At 65.1% G+C, this 17,945-nt stretch carries 14 protein-coding genes and 2 pseudogenes; 13 read left to right on the forward strand and 3 right to left on the reverse strand.

Going from position 1 to position 17,945, the window contains the following annotated elements; translation table 11 throughout:
* From R3355_RS20195 to R3355_RS20250, 12 genes and pseudogenes are all read left to right on the forward strand, one after another.
* A pseudogene (locus tag R3355_RS20195) lies at nt 1-424 on the forward strand (4-oxalocrotonate decarboxylase); the annotation flags it as partial.
* 54 nt (nt 425-478) lie between these two features.
* Entirely contained in the window at nt 479-670 is a 192-nt protein-coding gene (locus tag R3355_RS20200) for a 2-hydroxymuconate tautomerase (RefSeq protein ID WP_318949441.1), read from the forward strand.
* A gap of 201 nt (nt 671-871) precedes the next feature.
* Entirely contained in the window at nt 872-1,126 is a 255-nt protein-coding gene (locus R3355_RS20205; RefSeq protein WP_318962813.1) for a hypothetical protein, read from the forward strand.
* Nucleotides 1,127-1,184: 58 nt separating this feature from the next.
* Nucleotides 1,185-2,030 carry a DUF692 domain-containing protein gene (locus R3355_RS20210; protein ID WP_318962815.1) on the forward strand — a complete coding sequence of 282 codons (846 nt, stop codon included), beginning with the start codon at nt 1,185-1,187 and terminating at the stop codon, nt 2,028-2,030.
* Nucleotides 2,021-2,806: a DNA-binding domain-containing protein gene (locus R3355_RS20215; protein ID WP_318962817.1), complete on the forward strand. Its 786-nt coding sequence runs from the start codon at nt 2,021-2,023 to the stop codon at nt 2,804-2,806. The genes R3355_RS20210 and R3355_RS20215 overlap by 10 nt, the downstream gene beginning before the upstream one ends.
* Before the next feature lie 82 nt (nt 2,807-2,888).
* Nucleotides 2,889-4,073, forward strand: coding sequence for a C17 cyclopropane fatty acid synthase CfaB (cfaB, locus tag R3355_RS20220; protein WP_318962819.1), 1,185 nt, complete (start codon nt 2,889-2,891; stop codon nt 4,071-4,073).
* 236 nt (nt 4,074-4,309) lie between these two features.
* On the forward strand, nt 4,310-6,064 hold the full coding sequence (locus R3355_RS20225; protein WP_318962821.1) for a sensor histidine kinase: 1,755 nt from the start codon (nt 4,310-4,312) through the stop codon (nt 6,062-6,064).
* A gap of 125 nt (nt 6,065-6,189) precedes the next feature.
* Entirely contained in the window at nt 6,190-7,542 is a 1,353-nt protein-coding gene (locus tag R3355_RS20230; protein WP_318962823.1) for a sigma-54 dependent transcriptional regulator, read from the forward strand.
* 731 nt (nt 7,543-8,273) lie between these two features.
* A complete protein-coding gene (locus R3355_RS20235; RefSeq protein WP_318962825.1) occupies nt 8,274-9,227 on the forward strand; it encodes a TAXI family TRAP transporter solute-binding subunit in 954 nt (317 codons plus the stop codon).
* Between the two features lie 230 nt (nt 9,228-9,457).
* A complete protein-coding gene (locus R3355_RS20240) occupies nt 9,458-11,485 on the forward strand; it encodes a TRAP transporter permease (RefSeq protein WP_318962827.1) in 2,028 nt (675 codons plus the stop codon).
* Nucleotides 11,482-11,907, forward strand: coding sequence for a DUF1850 domain-containing protein (locus R3355_RS20245; RefSeq protein ID WP_318946314.1), 426 nt, complete (start codon nt 11,482-11,484; stop codon nt 11,905-11,907). The genes R3355_RS20240 and R3355_RS20245 overlap by 4 nt, the downstream gene beginning before the upstream one ends.
* Before the next feature lie 279 nt (nt 11,908-12,186).
* Nucleotides 12,187-12,678 carry a GNAT family N-acetyltransferase gene (locus R3355_RS20250; protein ID WP_318962828.1) on the forward strand — a complete coding sequence of 164 codons (492 nt, stop codon included), beginning with the start codon at nt 12,187-12,189 and terminating at the stop codon, nt 12,676-12,678.
* Between the two features lie 92 nt (nt 12,679-12,770).
* Here the strand turns inward: R3355_RS20250 and R3355_RS20255 are convergent.
* Nucleotides 12,771-13,033, reverse strand: a pseudogene (locus R3355_RS20255) (cardiolipin synthase); the annotation flags it as partial.
* Between the two features lie 147 nt (nt 13,034-13,180).
* Here R3355_RS20255 and R3355_RS20260 point away from each other — a divergent pair.
* Nucleotides 13,181-14,836 (forward strand): BCCT family transporter, encoded by a 1,656-nt coding sequence (locus R3355_RS20260; protein ID WP_318962830.1) that lies wholly within the window; start codon nt 13,181-13,183, stop codon nt 14,834-14,836.
* 371 nt (nt 14,837-15,207) lie between these two features.
* Here the strand turns inward: R3355_RS20260 and R3355_RS20265 are convergent, their stop codons facing one another.
* A complete protein-coding gene (locus R3355_RS20265) occupies nt 15,208-15,927 on the reverse strand; it encodes a 3'-5' exonuclease (protein ID WP_318962831.1) in 720 nt (239 codons plus the stop codon).
* Nucleotides 15,924-17,819, reverse strand: a complete 1,896-nt coding sequence (locus R3355_RS20270) for a DUF294 nucleotidyltransferase-like domain-containing protein (RefSeq protein WP_318962832.1) — start codon at nt 17,817-17,819, stop codon at nt 15,924-15,926. Before R3355_RS20270 ends, R3355_RS20265 begins: the two co-directional genes overlap by 4 nt.
* Nucleotides 17,820-17,945: the final 126 nt, after the last annotated feature.

Genomic DNA, 17,945 nt, shown 5'->3' on the forward strand with positions numbered 1-17,945 from the left:
CTGCCACCTCGGCGACGTGATCGCGGCGATCGACTACGTGATCCCCACCGTCGAGGTGATCGACTCGCGCTACGAGAACTTCAAGTTCGACCTGATCAGCGTGGTCGCCGACAACGCCTCCTCGACCCGCTTCATCACTGGTGGGCGCATGGCCAGCCTGGAGGAGGTCGATTTGCGCACCCTCGGCGTGGTCATGGAGAAGAACGGCGAAGTGGTGGAACTCGGCGCCGGTGCCGCAGTGCTCGGCCATCCGCTGTCCAGCGTGGCGATGCTGGCCAACCTGCTGGCCGAACGCGGCGAACACATCCCGGCCGGCACCTTCATCATGACCGGCGGCATCACCGCGGCGGTGCCGGTGGCGCCGGGCGACAACATCTGCGTGCGCTACCAGGGCCTCGGCTCGGTGTCCGCGCGCTTTATCTGAACCCCCGCGGCCGGCCTGCACGGTCGGCCGCCCCTATTGTTGGAGGACGAGGCCATGCCCATCGCCCAGTTGTACATCCTCGAAGGTCGCAGCGACGAGCAGAAGGAAACCCTGATCCGCGAAGTCAGCGAGGCCATGTCGCGCTCGCTGGACGCGCCGATCGAACGGGTGCGGGTCATCATCACCGAGATGCCGAAGAACCACTTCGGCATCGGCGGCGTACCGGCGAGCAAGGTCAGGCGCTAGTGGCCTGTGCCGCCGCCTGGCGTTGGCGGCGGACTGCCTTGTGCTCATCCCGGGCACGGCATCGTCGGTGGCGTCGAAATGCCAATCGGCAAGAAATATCGGCGTGGCCTGTAACGCCACGCCGCGACCTCGCTCTAGTTGAATGCCGGCACGCAAAACCTTGCGGCGACCGGCACTCCCAGACTATTCGAGGATTACCCCATGACTACCAAGACTATGGCTACCGGTGCCGCCCTGGCATTTGCCGCCGCTACCCTGTTTGCCGGCCTGACCAGCACCGTTGCTGTGGCCGAAGAGGCCAAGGTGCACTGTTATGGCGTCAACGGCTGCAAGGGCCAGAACGACTGCAAGACCGCCAACAACAGCTGCAAGGGCCAGGGTGCCTGCAAGGGCCAGGGCTTCAAGAGCATGACCCTGGCCGAGTGCAATGCGGCCAAGGGTACTGTCGGCGAGTGACGGCACACGGAGTGGCCGTAAGGCCACTCCGCTCCCGCGGTTGTTCAAGGAGCCTGACATGTCCGCCGAACCATCCAGCCTGGGCTATGGCCTGGGCCTGCGCACTCCCTATTACCAGGCGATTCTCGAGCAGCGACCGGCTGTCGACTGGTTCGAGATCATCTCGGAAAACTACCTGGTCGAGGGCGGCAAGCCGCTCTATTACCTGGACGCCATCGGCGAACACTACCCGCTGGTGATGCATGGCGTGTCGCTGTCGATCGGCGGCCCGCACCAACTGGATCGCGACTACCTGCGCCGGCTCAAGCAGCTGGCGCAGCGGGTCCAGCCGGCGTGGATTTCCGATCACCTGTGCTGGAGCCGTGGCAACGCCCACCAGTTGCACGACCTGTTGCCGCTGCCCTACACCGAGGAAAGCCTGCAGCACGTCGCCGCGCGGGTACGCCAGGTGCAGGACGTGCTTGAACGGCCGCTGGTGCTGGAAAACGTCTCCAGTTACCTGCGCAGCGCCGACGATCAGTTCAGCGAATGGCAGTTCCTCGCCGCGCTCAGCGAACTCAGCGGCTGCGAGCTGCTGCTCGACGTCAACAACGTCTACGTCAGCGCGCGCAACCATGGCTTCGAGCCCTGGGACTTCATCAGCGGCCTGCCCAGGCAGCGGATCCGCCAATTGCACCTGGCCGGGCACAGCGATTACGGCAGCTACCTGATCGACACCCACGATCAGCCGGTCAGCGATCCGGTCTGGCAGCTGTATCAGCGCACCCTGCGCCACCTCGGCCCGGTGGCCACCCTGCTCGAGCGCGACGACCACTACCCGGTGCTGGACGAGCTGCTCGGCGAACTGCAGCAGGCTCGCGCCTATGGTGCCGTGGCTCTGCAGGAGTACCGGCCATGCGCCTGAACGACTGGCAGCGCGAACTCGAGGCCTATCTGCTCGGCGACGACCCGACGGCCAGCCCGGCGTTGCGTGCCAGCCTGCTCGGCAGCCCGGCGCTGGCGGTCGAGCAGGGTCTGGCGATTTACCACAACGCCTACCGCGCGCGCCTGCTGGAGGCTTTGCGCGGCGATTACCCGGCCGTGCACGGCTGGCTCGGCGACGCGGAGTTCGATGCATTGGCCGGCGCCTATATCGCGGCGCACCCCTCGCGGCATTTCAGCCTGCGCTGGCTGGGCGCCGATTTGGCGAACTTCATCGATACCTATCTGGTGCCGGCACAGGCGGCCCCGCTCGGCGAACTGGCGCGGCTGGAGTGGGCGTTCGGCCTGGCCTTCGACGCGGCCGAGGCTGAGCCCCTGACCCTGGAGCAGATGGCCAATCTGGCGGCCGAGGACTGGCCGAACCTGCAGGTGCGCCTGCTGCCCAGCGTGCAATGGCAACTCTGCCGCTACAACAGCCTGGCGCTCTGGCGCGCGAACAAGGCGCAGGATAGCTTCCCCGGCAGCACCGTCCTGGATCAGGCGCAGGTCTGCCTGATCTGGCGGCACGGCCTGATCAGTCATTACCGCAGCCTGGAAGCCGACGAGGCCGCGGCCTTGCACGGCATGGCCGTGGCTGGCTGGAGTTTCGCCGAGCTGTGCGCGCAGCTCGGCGAACGGGGCGACCAGGCGCCGCTGCAGGCCGCCACCTGGCTGCGCCAATGGTTGTGCGACGGCCTGTTGCAGCGGCATGGCGGATAGCCATCGTCTATGGAACCGATAGCCTGACAAGCGAGTCACTTGAACTAGTCTTTCAGTGATTTTTTGCAAGCTGGAGGTTCCCATGCTCGCGTATCTGCCACCGACCCTGCGTGATCTGCAACTGCCGCTGCGGCTACGGCTGTGGGACGGCAAGCAAATCGACCTGGGACCCGAGCCGCGGGTCACCATGGTGGTCAAAGACCCCAGCCTGGTGGCGCAACTGGCTCATCCGAGCCTGTCGGCCCTGGGCGGCGCCTATGTCGAGGGGCGCCTGGAGCTGGAGGGGCCGATCAGTGCGGTGATCGAACTCGGCGATGCCCTGAGTCAGGCGCTGATCGACGATGAGCCGGTTGCGCAGACGCAGCACAGTGCCCACGACAAAGACACCGACGCAGCGGCGATCAGCTACCACTACGACCTGTCCAACGACTTCTACGCACTCTGGCTGGACCGCGAGATGGTCTACTCCTGCGCCTATTTCGAGACCGGCAGCGAAGACCTCGAACAGGCCCAGCAGGCCAAGCTGCGCCACCTGTGCCGCAAGCTGCGCCTGCAACCGGGCGAGCGCCTGCTCGATGTCGGCTGCGGCTGGGGCGGGCTGGCGCGCTTCGCCGCGCGCGAGTTCGGCGTCGAGGTGCATGGCATCACCCTCAGCCAGGCGCAGCTGCAACTGGCCCGGCAACGGGTTGCGGACGCGGGGCTGGCGCCGCAGGTGCAGCTGGAACTGCTGGACTATCGCGACCTGCCGCAGGACGGTCGTTTCGACAAGGTGGTCAGCGTCGGCATGTTCGAGCACGTCGGCCACGCCAACCTGCCGCTGTACTGCCAGCGCCTGTTCGGCGCGGTGAAGAGCGGCGGTCTGGTGATGAACCATGGCATCACCGCGAAACACACCGATGGCCGCCCGGTCGCGCGCGGCGGCGGCGAGTTCATCGGCCGTTACGTGTTCCCCGAAGGCGAACTGCCGCACCTGGCGACCATGACCACCCAGCTCAGCGATGCCGGCCTGGAAGTGGTCGACGTGGAAAATCTGCGTCTGCATTACGCGCGCACCCTGGAACACTGGAGCGCGCGCCTGGAAACGCAACTGGAGCAGGCCGCGCAACTGGTGCCCGAGCAGGCCCTGCGCATCTGGCGCCTGTACCTGGCCGGCTGCGCCTACGGTTTTTCCCGCGGCTGGATGAGCCTGCACCAGATCCTCGCGGTCAAGCCGCACGCCGACGGCAGCCACGACCTGCCCTGGACCCGGGCCGATCTGTATCGCTGAGGCTGATCCACCCTGCAACGCGGTGATGGGTACCGCTGCGCTCAGCCTGCGCGGCCTGCTCCTACAGATACCCACAAACCGATAGACGCAATTGCCTCCAGTTTGCTGCGCGACCGCGCGGCGTCGAAAACGCGGCGACCGCTCCTGCCGGCCTGAAGGGTGGAGATGGGATCGATCGGCAGCGCCGGGTGTCGCTTTGCCTTACCATGCCGGGATTGCCTTGCTGCGAGCCGCGCATGCCCGCTTTCTTCCCGCGTTACCGCGTCATCCTGATCGTGCTGCTGATCCTCCTCGGCCTGCTCGCCAGTATGTGGCTGGCCGGCCGTTATGCCGAGCAGCGTGCCTGGCAGGAGCGCAGCGTCGAGGCGCGTGGCCAGTTGCAACTCTATGCCCAGTCGATTCATACCCTGGTCGAGCGCTTCCGCTCGGTGCCCGAGGTGCTGGCGCTGGACAGCGATATCAAGTCGCTGCTGCATGCGCCGAACGATCGCCTGCTGCGCGAAAAACTCAACCAGCGCCTGGAACAGTTGAATGCCGCCGCCGGCTCCACCGTGCTCTACCTGCTCGACAACCGGGGCGAGACCCTGGTGGCGAGCAACTGGCGCGACTGGAGCAGCTTCGTCGGCAACAACTACGCCTTCCGCCCCTACTTTCAGGATGCCGTGCGCCAGTCTTCCGGGCGCTATTTCGCGGTAGGCGTGACCACCGGGATTCCCGGCTATTTTCTCTCCCACGTGGTGCGCGACGCCGACGGTGCGGTGCTCGGCGTGCTGGTGGTCAAGCTCGAACTGGAGGAATTGCAGCGTGAATGGGCCGGGCAGTCCGGGGTGTTGCTGGTGGCCGACAGCTACTCGGTGGTGATTCTCAGCAGTCGTCCGGCCTGGCGTTTTCTCACCCTGCACGCACTGAGCGAAGAGGCCCGCGGCGAGCTGGTGGAGGTGCGCAAGTATGCCGAGCAGGCGCTGCAACCGCTGGCCAGCGAGCTGCGCCGGCGCATCGGCGAGGACAGCGAGTGGCGCCGGGTCGATGGCCCGGACGGTCGCCGCGACTACCTCTGGCAACGCCTGACGCTGCCCGAGGAAAACTGGACCCTGCACCTGCTGAGCGAGCCGCAGGCGCTGGTCGACAGCGTACGCAGCTACCGCCTGGCGGCCGCCGGGGTGTGGATGACCCTGGCGTTTCTGCTGCTGTTTCTCGCCCAGCGGCGCAAGAACCAGCGTCTGCAGGCGGGCATCCGCGAGCGGCTGGAACGCGAGGTGGCGCTGCGCACCGCCGAGTTGCGCGAGGCCCAGGACGGCCTGGTGCATGCAGCGAAGATGGCCGCCCTGGGGCAGATGTCGGCGGCCATGGCCCATGAGATCAACCAGCCGCTGACCGCCATGCAGATGCAACTGGGCAGCCTGCGCCTGCTGCTCGACAGCGGTCGCCAGGCCGATGTGCACGAAGGCTTGCGCCGCATCGATGGCTTGCTGCAACGCATGGCCGGGCTTACCGGGCACCTGAAGACCTTCGCCCGCAAGAGCCCGGCCGGCCTCAGCGAACGCTTGCGCCTGGGCGATGTGCTGGAACAGGCGTTGCAACTGCTGGCGCCACGTCTGCGCAACGAACAGGTGGAGTTGCGCAGCGAAATAGATGCGAATGTGCAGGTGATGGGCGACGCCATCCGTCTCGAGCAGGTGCTCCTCAACCTCCTGCACAATGCCCTGGACGCCATGGCCGGGGTCGAGTCGCGGGTGCTTGAGGTGACGATCCGCCGCCAGGGCGGGCAGTGCTTGCTGAGCGTGGCGGACAGCGGCGGCGGCATTGCCGATGCAGACCTGGCGCATATCTTCGAGCCCTTCTACACCACCAAACCGGTGGGGCAGGGTCTGGGCCTGGGCCTGGCGGTGTCCTACGGCATCGTTCGTGAACTGGGTGGTAGCCTGGAGGTGAGCAATGGCCCGGAAGGTGCAGTGTTTACCCTCAAGCTGCCGGCAGCGCCGAATCCGTAAGAGGGTTAGCGGCGCGTAGCCGAGCAGGCAAACACAACGTCGCGCCAAGCACCGGGTTGTATGCAAACGGGTGGTTTTGCGGCGCTAATCCCCCCAACAGTGCGGCGGATCGAACAGGAGATGTCATGAGCGGTCAGGTGATAGTGGTCGATGACGAGTCGGCGATTCGCGAGGCGGTGCAGCAGTGGCTGGAGCTGTCCGGCCTGCAGGTGCAGACCTGCGCCAGCGCGGTCCAGGCCCTGGCGCTGATCGACCGGGATTTCCCCGGGGTGGTGATCAGCGATGTGCGCATGCCCGGCACCGATGGTTTGCAACTGCTGGACAAGCTGCTGGAGCTCGATCGCGACCTGCCGGTGATCCTGGTCACCGGCCACGGCGACGTGCCCATGGCCGTGCAGGCCCTGCGTCAGGGCGCCTACGACTTCATCGAGAAGCCCTTCACCCCCGAGCGCCTGCTCGACAGCGTGCGCCGCGCCCTGGACAAGCGCCGGCTGGTCTGCGAGAACCGCCAGCTGCGTCAGCAGTTCGCCCTCAAGGACCATATCGAGGCGCAGCTGCTCGGCGTCTCGCGACCGATGGAAAACCTGCGTCGGCAGATCCTCGAGCTGGCCGGCACCTCGGTGAATATCCTGATTCGCGGCGAAACCGGTAGCGGCAAGGAGCGGGTCGCCCGTTGCCTGCATGATTTCAGCGTGCGCGCCGGCAAACCCTTCGTCGCCCTCAACTGTGCGGCGATCCCCGAACAGCTGTTCGAGAGCGAACTGTTCGGCCACGAAAGCGGTGCCTTCACCGGTGCCCAGGGCAAGCGCATCGGCCGCATCGAACACGCCGACGGCGGCACCCTGTTCCTCGACGAGGTGGAAAGCCTGCCGCTGGCGCAGCAGGTCAAGCTGCTGCGCGTGCTGCAGGAGAAGACCCTGGAACGACTCGGCTCCAATCGCAGCATCCAGGTCGACCTGCGGGTGATCAGTGCGGCCAAGCCGGACCTGCTCGATGAGGTGCGCGCCGGGCGTTTCCGCGAGGATCTGTACTACCGGCTGAATGTCGCCGGCCTGCGCATTCCGCCACTGCGCGAGCGCCGTGAGGACATTCCCCTGCTGTTCGAGCACTTCGCCCGCGAAGCCGCCGAGCGCCACGGCCGGGAAATGCCGCCGCTGTCGCCGGCCGAACTGGCGCGGCTGCTCGGCCATGACTGGCCGGGCAATGTGCGCGAGTTGATCAACGCCGCCGAGCGTCATGCCCTGGGCCTGAGTGCCCCGGTCGACAGCGTGGGCGAGTTGCCGGCGCAATCCCTCGCCGAGCAGATGGAAACCTTCGAGGCGCACTGCCTGCACCGCGCCCTGCAATATTGCCAGGGCAATATCGCCGAGGTCATGGCGCTGTTGCAGCTGCCGCGCCGCACCCTCAACGAGAAGATGCAACGCCACGGCCTGCAGCGCAGCAGCTATCGCCCGGCCGGCAGCGGCGACGAGGACTGAGAGGCTGTGAAAAAATTCCCGCCTACTGCGATCACTTCAAATTCGGCAGTCCGTCCGGGCGGCGATCCGTTAGGAGGTAGGGCGGCTTCGGAGCGCAGCGACAACCCGCCAGCTTTATGCCGCGCCGCTGAACCACGGTGCACTGCCTGCGGCGAGTGACACCCTACGGACCGCAAAAAACGCCTGCTGCTGCGTTGCGCTCGACATTTTCACAGCTTCTGAGGCAAGTCTGCACGGCGGCAATGTAGCCCGAATAAGCCCCGGCGCCATCCGGGAGCGCCTGAACAGACGATGAACTTCCCGGATTGCGCTGCGCTTATCCAGGCTACGGGTTGATGGCGTCGGCGGATTTACGCCTATTGCCGTTCGATAGTAGGCGTTAATTCGCTCATTACCCCTCAAACCATCCAGGCAAAGCCTTCTAGGGTGGGCTTCGCAACCCTTGGCACGGCATCTGCTATAGCTCTGCTACGCCAGACGCGTTGTTTGCGTCGGCGACTAATAAGAAAGACCAGAGGTGAGCCTATGAACTGCCGTACTTCCCCCCCGCGAGCGCGTCTCGCTCAGCTCCGCTATGCCGCCTCTTGCGTGCCAGGCCTCGGCCGGGTGCGGGCATTCGCCACTTTCGTCCATCTGATCGAACTCCAGACCTGCCTTTCCGCTGCGGCGGCTGCGCATCGTCTACAGTAAAAAAACGCTGCATAAAGCCATAACAACGACGGAGATACTCCATGCGATTGACCAAGCGTTTCAGCCTGCTCGCTGCAGCCGCGGCCCTGACGGCCAGCACTGCCGCATTTGCCGCACCGACCTTCATCAACATCCTCACCGGCGGCACCAGCGGGGTCTACTACCCGATCGGTGTGGGCCTGTCGCAGCTCTACAGCACCGGCATCGAAGGTTCGAAGACCTCGGTGCAGGCGACCAAGGCCTCGGTGGAAAACCTCAACCTGCTGCAGAGCGGTCGTGGCGAACTGGCCCTGGCCCTGGGCGATTCGGTGGCCGATGCCTGGAACGGGGTGGAAGACGCCGGCTTCAAGGCGCCGCTGAAAAAGCTCCGTGCCATCGCCGGCACCTACCCGAACTACATCCAGATCGTCGCCAACAAGGAAGCCGGCATCAACACGCTGGCCGACCTCAAAGGCAAGCGCATCTCGGTCGGTGCGCCGAAGTCCGGCACCGAGCTGAATGCTCGGGCGATCTTCGCGGCAGCGGGTCTGAGCTATGAAGACATGGGCAAGGTCGAGTTCCTGCCGTACGCCGAGTCGGTCGAGCTGATCAAGAACCGTCAGCTGGATGCCACCCTGCAATCCTCGGGTCTGGGCATGGCGGCGATCCGTGATCTGGCCGCCACCCTGCCGATCAACTTCGTCGCGGTACCGGCTGAGGTCACCGCCAAGATCGGCAATGCGGCCTATCAGCCAGCCGTGATTCCTGCCGGCACCTACGACGGTCAGGACGTCGACATCGCGACAGTGGCGATCAAGAACATCCTGGTCAGCCATGAAGACGTGTCCGAGGAAGTGGCCTACCAGATGACCAAGCTGATGTTCGACAACCTCGAGCGCCTGGGCAACGCCCATTCCGCGGCCAAGGAAATCAAGCTGGAAAGCGCGGCGAAGAACCTGCCGATTCCACTGCATCCGGGTGCCGAGCGCTTCTACAAGGAAGTCGGCGCACTGTAAAAACACGGGTGGCCCGGGCTTCGCTCGACCCGCCTCGGAAGGATGGTGCGGGCCGCGTAAAGCGATACCCATGGCCACCACTAGATGGGTTACGCCGCTGCGCGGCTAACCCATCCTACCCATGCGCCATCCTGTAGGTAGAGTTGCAAATAAAACCAGCGTGCCGAGCACGGCAGGTTTTGTTGGCGACTCTTGCGCCTTATCGACGTAGTAAAGAGGGCATAAGCTCCATGACTGAACAAAACCACGGCCTTGCGGCAGGTCCGGGCGATTGGCCGAAAGCGCTGTTTTACGTGGCGCTGCTGTTCTCGATCTTCCAGATAACCACGGCGGCCTTTCATCCGGTGTCCAGCCAGATCCTCCGTGCGGTGCACGTCGGCTTTCTGCTGATGGTGGTATTCCTCAGCATTCCGCTGGTCGGCAAGCACAAGCCCTGGCAACCGCTGGCCTGGCTGCTCGGCCTGGCCGGCATGGGCACCGCGGTCTATCAATGGGTGTTCGAGGCGGACCTGATCCAGCGTTCCGGCGACCTGACCAGTGCCGACATGGTGGTCGGCCTGGTGCTGACGGTGCTGGTGTTCGAGGCGGCGCGGCGGGTCATGGGCATCGCCCTGCCGCTGATCTGCGGGCTGTTCCTCGCCTATGGCCTGCTCGGCCAATACCTGCCCGGGGATCTGGCCCACCGCGGCTATGGCCTGGATCAGATCGTCAACCAGCTGGCCTTCGGCACCGAGGGCTTCTACGGCACCCCGACTTACGTGTCGGCCACCTATATCTTCCTGTTCATCCTGTTCGGCTCGTTCCTCGAGCAGGCGGGCATGATCAAGCTGTTCACCGACTTCGCCATGGGCCTGTTCGGCCACAAGCTCGGCGGCCCGGCCAAGGTCTCGGTGGTGTCATCGGCGCTGATGGGCACCATCACCGGTTCCGGTGTGGCCAACGTGGTCACCACCGGCCAGTTCACCATTCCGTTGATGAAGCGCTTCGGTTACAAGTCGGCATTTGCCGGCGGCGTCGAAGCCACCTCGAGCATGGGCAGCCAGATCATGCCGCCGATCATGGGCGCCGTGGCCTTCATCATGGCCGAGACCATCAATGTGCCCTTCATCGAGGTGGCCAAGGCCGCCCTGGTCCCGGCGCTGCTGTACTTCGGTTCGGTGTTCTGGATGGTTCATCTGGAAGCCAAACGGGCCAACCTGAGAGGCTTGCCGAAAGACCAGTGCCCCAATCCCTGGGCGGCGGTGAAGGAGCGCTGGTACCTGCTGATCCCGCTGTTCATCCTCATCTACCTGCTGTTTTCCGGGCGCACGCCGTTGTTCTCCGGGATGGTCGGCCTGGCCCTGACCGCCATCGTCATTCTCGGTTCGGCGATTATCCTGCGGGTGTCTTCCCTGGCCCTGCGCATGGCCTTCTGGATCGCCCTCGGCCTGCTCTGCGCGGCCTTCTTCCAGCTCGGCATCGGCGTGGTGTTCGGCGTGGTCGGACTGCTGGTGGCGATCTGCTGGTTCATCAAGGGCGGCCGTGACACCCTGGTGATCTGCCTGCATGCGCTGGTCGAAGGCGCGCGTCACGCGGTGCCGGTGGGTATTGCCTGCGCCCTGGTCGGGGTGATCATCGGCGTGGTCTCGCTGACCGGGGTGGCGTCGACCTTCGCCGGTTATATCCTGGCCATCGGCCAGGAAAATCTGTTCCTTTCGCTGATCCTCACCATGCTCACCTGCCTGGTGCTGGGCATGGGCATTCCGACCATTCCCAACTACATCATCACCAGCTCGATTGCCGCGCCGGCGCTGCTGGAGCTGGGCGTGCCGCTGATCGTTTCGCACATGTTCGTTTTCTACTTCGGCATCATGGCCGACCTCACCCCACCGGTAGCGTTGGCCTGTTTCGCGGCGGCGCCGATAGCCAAGGAAACCGGGTTGAAGATCAGCATGTGGGCCATACGTATCGCCATCGCCGGTTTCGTCGTCCCCTTCATGGCCGTGTATGAGCCGGCGCTGATGCTGCAAGGCGATAGCTGGCTGGCCACCGTTTATGTGTTGTTCAAGGCGGCCGTGGCCATCGGTATCTGGGGTGCGATCTTCACCGGCTTTCTGCATTGCAAGATGGCCTGGTGGGAGCGGGCGCTGGGCTTCGCTGCCGGTGCCAGCCTGATCCTGGCCACGCCGATGAGCGATGAGATCGGCTTCGCCCTGGCGGCGCTGTTCCTCGCACAGCACTTCTGGCGTGGGCACCGTGCCCAGGCGACGATGGCGTGATCGGATTGTGCATGGGCCTGGCCGGGGTGGTGTGGGCTGAACTGCCGGTGCCGGGGTTTACCCTGGCCTGGCAACACACGATCGAAAAGGTCCGCTGGGAAGAGGATTACCGCGTTACGCCCGAGGGCTTGTTGCTCGGCGAGGCGCGGGTCAAGGGGTCTGGTGCCGGCATGGAAATCCCTGCCGATGCCGAACTGCGTGAGGGCAGCTGGCATTACCAACGCCAGCTAGCGCCCCTGCAACCGCTGCGCTTGGGGCGAACCCCCGAGGCAGGGGATTACCAACTGTGTTTCAACCAGCGTTGTCGCTCGATGAGCGACTGGCTCGGCCCGCCACAAGCGACCCAGCCGGCGTTGGAACTCTGGAGCTGTGAGCTCGGCTCCCCTGGATCCTCCGTGGATCCAGGCCAGGACGACGGTTAAGGCCGCGTCTGCTCCCAAGGCCACAAGCCCTGGTCGTCGTAGAGGAGAACCCCCATTTGGCGCAGGCCTGTGGGGGTTTTGTTCTTATGGCTGGGCTTGGATTTCTGTCGAGTCGGGTAGGGCAGGCTACCGCGCACTCAAGTTCCGAGCATCTGGACACAACCCAGTCCTGGGACAGAGCCTTGCTTATGCATGGGGTTGGTTATCTTGGCCCGCCTGGCCCGCCAGTCCTCGTCCGGGGCTGTTCCCCGATTTTCGTGATTACAGAGCAGGAAACCGATGAGCACCACCACCTATTACCTGGACATGCAGCGCCCCGAGCAGATTCTTGGCAAACCGCTGCCGGGCGACTTGAGCGTGGTCGAATGCCGGCACAAGCAGTTCCAGCTCAACCGCTTTCTCTACCAGCTGGTCGGCGAGCCCTGGGCCTGGACGGACAAGCTGAGCTGGAGCGAGGCGCAGTGGCGCGAGCTGGTCGAGCAGGCCGATCACCGTACCTGGGTGGCCTATCACCAGGGCGCGATCGCCGGTTATTACGAGCTGCTGCGCGATGCCGAGGGCGCGGTGGAGATTCTCTACTTCGGCCTGGCCGCGGCGTTTCTCGGCCGGGGCTTCGGCGGCCCGCTGCTGACTCACGCGCTGCAATCCGCCTGGGCCTGGCCGGGCACCACGCGGGTCTGGGTGCATACCTGCAGCCTCGATCACCCTGGCGCCCTGGCCAATTACCAGGCACGCGGCCTGCAGGTCTACCGCGAAGACGTGACCCCGTAGGGTGCGCTGTGCGCACCGGTTTTTCACCTGGCAGGGTGCGCTCGGTTGAGCCTCGCAGATAGCGTCTTGTCCCTCAGCGGGCAAGTTGCGCCAGCACCTCGTCGGATGATCAAGAACTGCAACAGGATCACCTGACGCGCGCCGGCCAGGGCGGCGAAGATCGCCTCGCCGTCGACCAGGCGCACCCGCTGTTCGTAGGTCGGGCGTCGCGGGCGGTCAGGGCTTCCTCGCCCGAGGGGCGCCAATCCAGGGTGGCCATGGCCTGGTGCATTTCCTGGTCGGCCAGGCGCCGGGCCTTGATAGAGGCGTCGAAACGGCTGCGGCCGAACACCAGGTAGGGGATGACGTTTCTGAAATACTGTGCGGCGTTTTGGGTGCCGCTCGGACGACGCCCCGGCGGTTACCCTTTTCAATTAGAGCGGAGTTGGCCCGGTTATCTGTCAGTGGGCATATCCGTCGTTTGCCTGTTTGGGCATGTCAATCGAAGCAAGGAGAACTGCAGATGGCTAACTATCCACCCGAGGGCACAATCCTGCCGCCGGTCGTTGAGAGCATCCCGGCCCCGAGTGGGGCGAGCAACCTGATCGACACCGACTACGTGATCGGCCAGGACAACATCAAGGGCAAGTATCTCTTCAACCTCGACATTCATGGCAAGGTCTTCACCATTTCCGCGTTGCTAACCGTGCTGTTCGTGGTCTTGACCCTGGCCCTGCAGAGCGAGGTCGAGCCACTGTTCACGGCTGTGCGCAATTGGCTGACCAGCAACCTGGCGTGGTTCTTCCTCGGTTCGGCGAACATCTTCGTGCTGCTCTGCCTGGGCCTGATCGTCTCGCCCCTGGGCAAGGTGCGTCTGGGCGGCAAGGAGGCGACAGCGGATTACACCTACACCGGCTGGTTCGCCATGCTGTTCGCCGCCGGCATGGGCATCGGCCTGATGTTCTACGGGGTGGCCGAACCCATGTCGCACTTCTCCTCGGCCATGGGCGGGGTCAGCGTCGAGAACGGCGTGCGCACCGACTGGGCGCCGCTGGGCGCCGCGGCCGGCGACGCCCAAGCGGCCGCCAGCCTGAGCATGGCCGCCACCATCTTCCACTGGGGTCTGCATCCCTGGGCGATCTACGCCATCGTGGCCCTGGCCCTGGCGCTGTTCTCCTTCAACAAGGGTCTGCCGATGAGCATCCGCTCGATCTTCTATCCGCTGCTAGGCGAGCGGGTGTGGGGTTGGCCGGGCCATGTGATCGACATCCTCGCGGTGCTGGCCACCCTGTTCGGCCTGGCCACTTCGCTCGGGATCGGCGCGCAGCAGGCGGCGGCCGGCATCGAATACCTGTTCGGCATCACGGCCAACAACACCAGCATGGTGCTGTTGGTCACGGGTATCACCGCACTTGCCCTGCTCTCGGTAATGGCCGGCCTGGACAAAGGGGTCAAGCGCCTGTCGGAAATCAACATGGTGCTGGCGGCCATGCTGCTGCTGTTCGTCATCATCGTTGGCCCGACCCTGGCGATCCTCACCGGCTTCTTCAGCAACCTGGGCAGTTACCTGACCCATCTGCCGGCCCTGTCGAACCCGTTCGGCCGTGAAGATGCCAACTTCAGCCAGGGCTGGACCGCCTTCTACTGGGCCTGGTGGATCAGCTGGTCGCCGTTCGTCGGCATGTTCATCGCCCGGGTCAGCCGCGGTCGCACGGTGCGCGAGTTCCTGATCGCCGTCCTGCTGGTGCCGTCAGTAGTGTCGGTATTGTGGATGACCGCCTTCGGCGGCACCGCCCTGGGCCAGCTCTTCAATGATGGCTTCACCGGTGTGCAGGACGCGGCGCTGGAGCTGAAGCTGTTCGCCATGCTCGGCGAACTGCCGCTGACCGAGATCAGCTCCTTTATCGGCATCGTCCTGGTGATCGTGTTCTTCGTCACCTCCTCGGACTCCGGCTCCCTGGTGATCGACACCATCACCGCCGGCGGCAAGGTCAACGCGCCGGTGCCGCAGCGGGCCTTCTGGGCGATTCTGGAAGGGGTGGTAGCCATCGCCCTGTTGCTCGGCGGCGGCCTGGTGGCGCTGCAGGCCATGGCGGTGTCCGCCGGTCTGCCGTTCACCATCGTCCTGCTGGTGGGCTGCATAGCTGTCGTCAAGGGCCTGCTGAGCGAGCCGCGCTGACCTGACTCGTGGCTGCGCCACAAGCACTGGCGTCGAGGTCGGTGCGCGCGGCGCACCCTACCGAGAGGCCGTGTGCCTGCGTAGGGTGCGCTGTGCGCACCGCGTGGCCCGTTGTTCCCGGATTGCGCCAAGGCTTATCTGGGCTACCCGCTCAGCACACTCCGTTGCCGGGTCCGCTTCGCGGCTCAAGCCGCTCGGGGCGCAAAAAAAAATGCCGCTTCTCTGGCAAGGGAGAAGCGGCATTTTTCATGTGAACAGCACTACGCCTTCGGGCGCGCGTTTGTGTGTGCGGGGCTGGGCGGCACTCCGCTTTAGCCTCGATGCTGTCCTAGGCGCTCGCGGCTAAAGCAGTGTGATGTGCAACCACCCGCTCAACTCCACAGATCGCCCACCGCCGTGCTGGCCGGGTAGTGGGTGGCGCTTTGTGCCTGCAGCAATTCCGCCGTGGCCAGGGCATCGGTCAGGGCATGATGGGCCTGGTACAGCGGCAGGCCGTAGCGCAGACGGCTGTCGGCCAGGCGGATCGATACCGCCTGCTGGTCGAGCAACTGACGCAGCCAGCCGAGCCGGCGCTTGCGCGGGTGCAGCCGGGCTTCCAGCTGCATGGTGTCGATCACCGGGAATTGCAGCCCTTCACCGAGCAAATGGCGTACGGCCTGGTCGAGAAAACCGCGTTCGATAGGGCGGTAGTGCACCACCATGATCTTGCCGGCCATGGCCGTCAGCAGCTGTTCGAGCACGGCCTCCAGGCTCGGCGCGCTGTGGATGTCCGAGTGGGTGATGTGGTGGAAGGTGACCGACTGGCTGCTCAGTTCGCCCGCCGGCTTGACCACCCAGTAGTTGGCTTCGCGGCAGCGAATGCGGCGCAGGTTGAAGGGCACCAGACCGAGGCTGACAATCGAATCGCGGCGGCTGTCCAGGCCGGTGGTCTCGACATCCAGGGCCAGCAGCGGCACCTGTTCCAGGGGGGTGACGGCGCTTACCGTGCCGGCCTGGTAGAAGCGTGCCAGACGAGGGTCGCGGGCGGCCTGCGCCAGCTGGGCGAACAGCGCCGGCCAGTCAGGCGGCGCGCCAGTGCTGTGGCGTCTCATAGCGGCAGATTTTGCAGTTGCCCCGGGTAGCGGAAGCGCAGAAATTTCTGCGCGTTGCTCAGCACCTGGAAGGACGACTTGAGGTTCTGCCGGTCGCTGGCAGAGACCTTTTCCGGTTCGATGTAGTTGTCCGGCTCGCGGCCTTCCTGCAGGTCCATGGCCTGATGGCGGATGCGCACGATGGAGAGGAACTCCAGGGCGTAGCGCAGCTGGGTGATGGCTTCCTCGGTGAGCAGCTTGGTGGTGGCAATGGCGTCGAGGCGCTCCAGCGAGTTTTGTGCCTTGGATCCGGCGGCCAGGGCATGCACCCTGATCAGGTCGGTCAGCGGCGCGGTGCCGCGGCCCTTGAGGTTGATGATGTTGTTCTGCTGACCGTCCTTCTCCATCACGAAGGTGCGAAAGAAGCCCAGCGGCGGGGTGCGGTTGAGCGCGTTGCGCGCCAGGCTGGCGAGAAACAGCGGGTTGTGGCTGGCCTTCTGCGCCACCAGGTCCTTGAGGTTCTCGACCAGCTTGGCCTCGCCGTAGGCGCTGTCCAGGTCGAAGAAGATGCAGCTGTTGAGCAGGGTCTGCGGATTGGGTCGCTCGATCCACTCGGTGAAGTAGCCCCGCCAGACCCGTAGCGGCTGGCGCCACTTGGGGTTGCTGGCCATGATCCCGCCCTTGCAGTAGCTGTAGCCACAGGCCGCCAGGCCATCGCTGACGAACTCGGCGAGTTGCAGAAAGTAGTCATCGTGGACCCGCGGATCGAAGCGGTTGTCGAGCACCAGGGCGTTGTCCTGGTCGGTGACGATCAGTTGCTCGTCGCGGGCCATCGAGCCCAGCACCATAAAGCAGTAGGGCACCGGCGGCGGCCCGAGCTTTTCCTCGGCCAGCTCCAGCAGGCGCTGGGTCAGGCTGCGGCCGATGCCGGACATGGCGCTGCCGATCATGTGGGCGGTGGCCTGCTCGTTGACCAGGCGCAGAAAAGTGGCGCGCAGGTCCGGCACCAGGGCCTGCAACTCTGTCACCGACTGCCGGTTGAAGATGCTGTTGACCAGATACAGGCTGCTCTGCGACTCGTACTTGATGATGTCCGCCAGGTTGATCACCCCGATCGGGCGCTGACGGTGCACCACCGGCAGGTGGTGGATGTTGTGCCGGAGCATGCGCAGCATGGCCTCGAACACCGAGTCGTCGGCCTGGATGGAGATCGGGTTGGGCGACATTATCTGCTCGACCGGGGTGTCCAGGCCCAGGCCCTCGGCCAGCACCCGGCTGCGCAGGTCACGATCGGTGGTGATGCCGGCCATCACCTGGCCCTGGCCCTGGCCGGCGTTGCCTGGCGGCGAGCCGAGGATCACCAGGGACGATACGCCGTGCTCGGTCATCACCCGCGCCGCATCCTGCACCGAGGTGCCCAGCGGCACGCTGACGGTGCGCCGGGTGACCAGCTTGCGCACCTCGGTCCTCATCAGTTCGCTGGCATTGCCCTGGGATTCTTCCACCGACTTGAGCCGCGACTGACCTTCGGCCTCGACGAAGTCGGCAAAGGCCTCATGGGCCTCGCACAACTGCTCGAACAGCTGGCCGGGGATGAAATAGATCAGGCTGTCCTCGATCGCCCGTGCCGGCAGGCGGACTTTCTTGCCGCGCAGCAAGCCGAATTGGCCGAACACCTCGCCTTCGGCCAGGCGGTTGTACAGCTCGCCGTTGCGCCGGTAGATCTCCACCGCGCCGCTGCGGATGTAGTGCAAGTCCTGGATGGGCGCCCCGTAGAGGAGGATGTCGCTGCCGGCCTTGAAGTAGCCGACCTCGACCTGTTGGGCGATCTGGTCGAGGACGTCGTTCGGCAGTCCGTCGAAAGGGGCGAAGCGACCCAGATGGTCACGTATTTCGATCAGCTCGACCTGCATGCGGGGGTCCTGGCGGGCGCGTATGGCAGCATTGAAGCATAGGCCCGGTAGTGCGGGCAGTCGCCGCGTTCGGGGCGCGGCTGCGCCGGTCGTTGTCAGGCAGTTGGGTGTCGGTTGCAGGCAAAA

Source organism: Pseudomonas sp. (assembly GCF_033723075.1).
In the GTDB taxonomy this organism is placed as follows: Bacteria; Pseudomonadota; Gammaproteobacteria; order Pseudomonadales; family Pseudomonadaceae; genus Aquipseudomonas.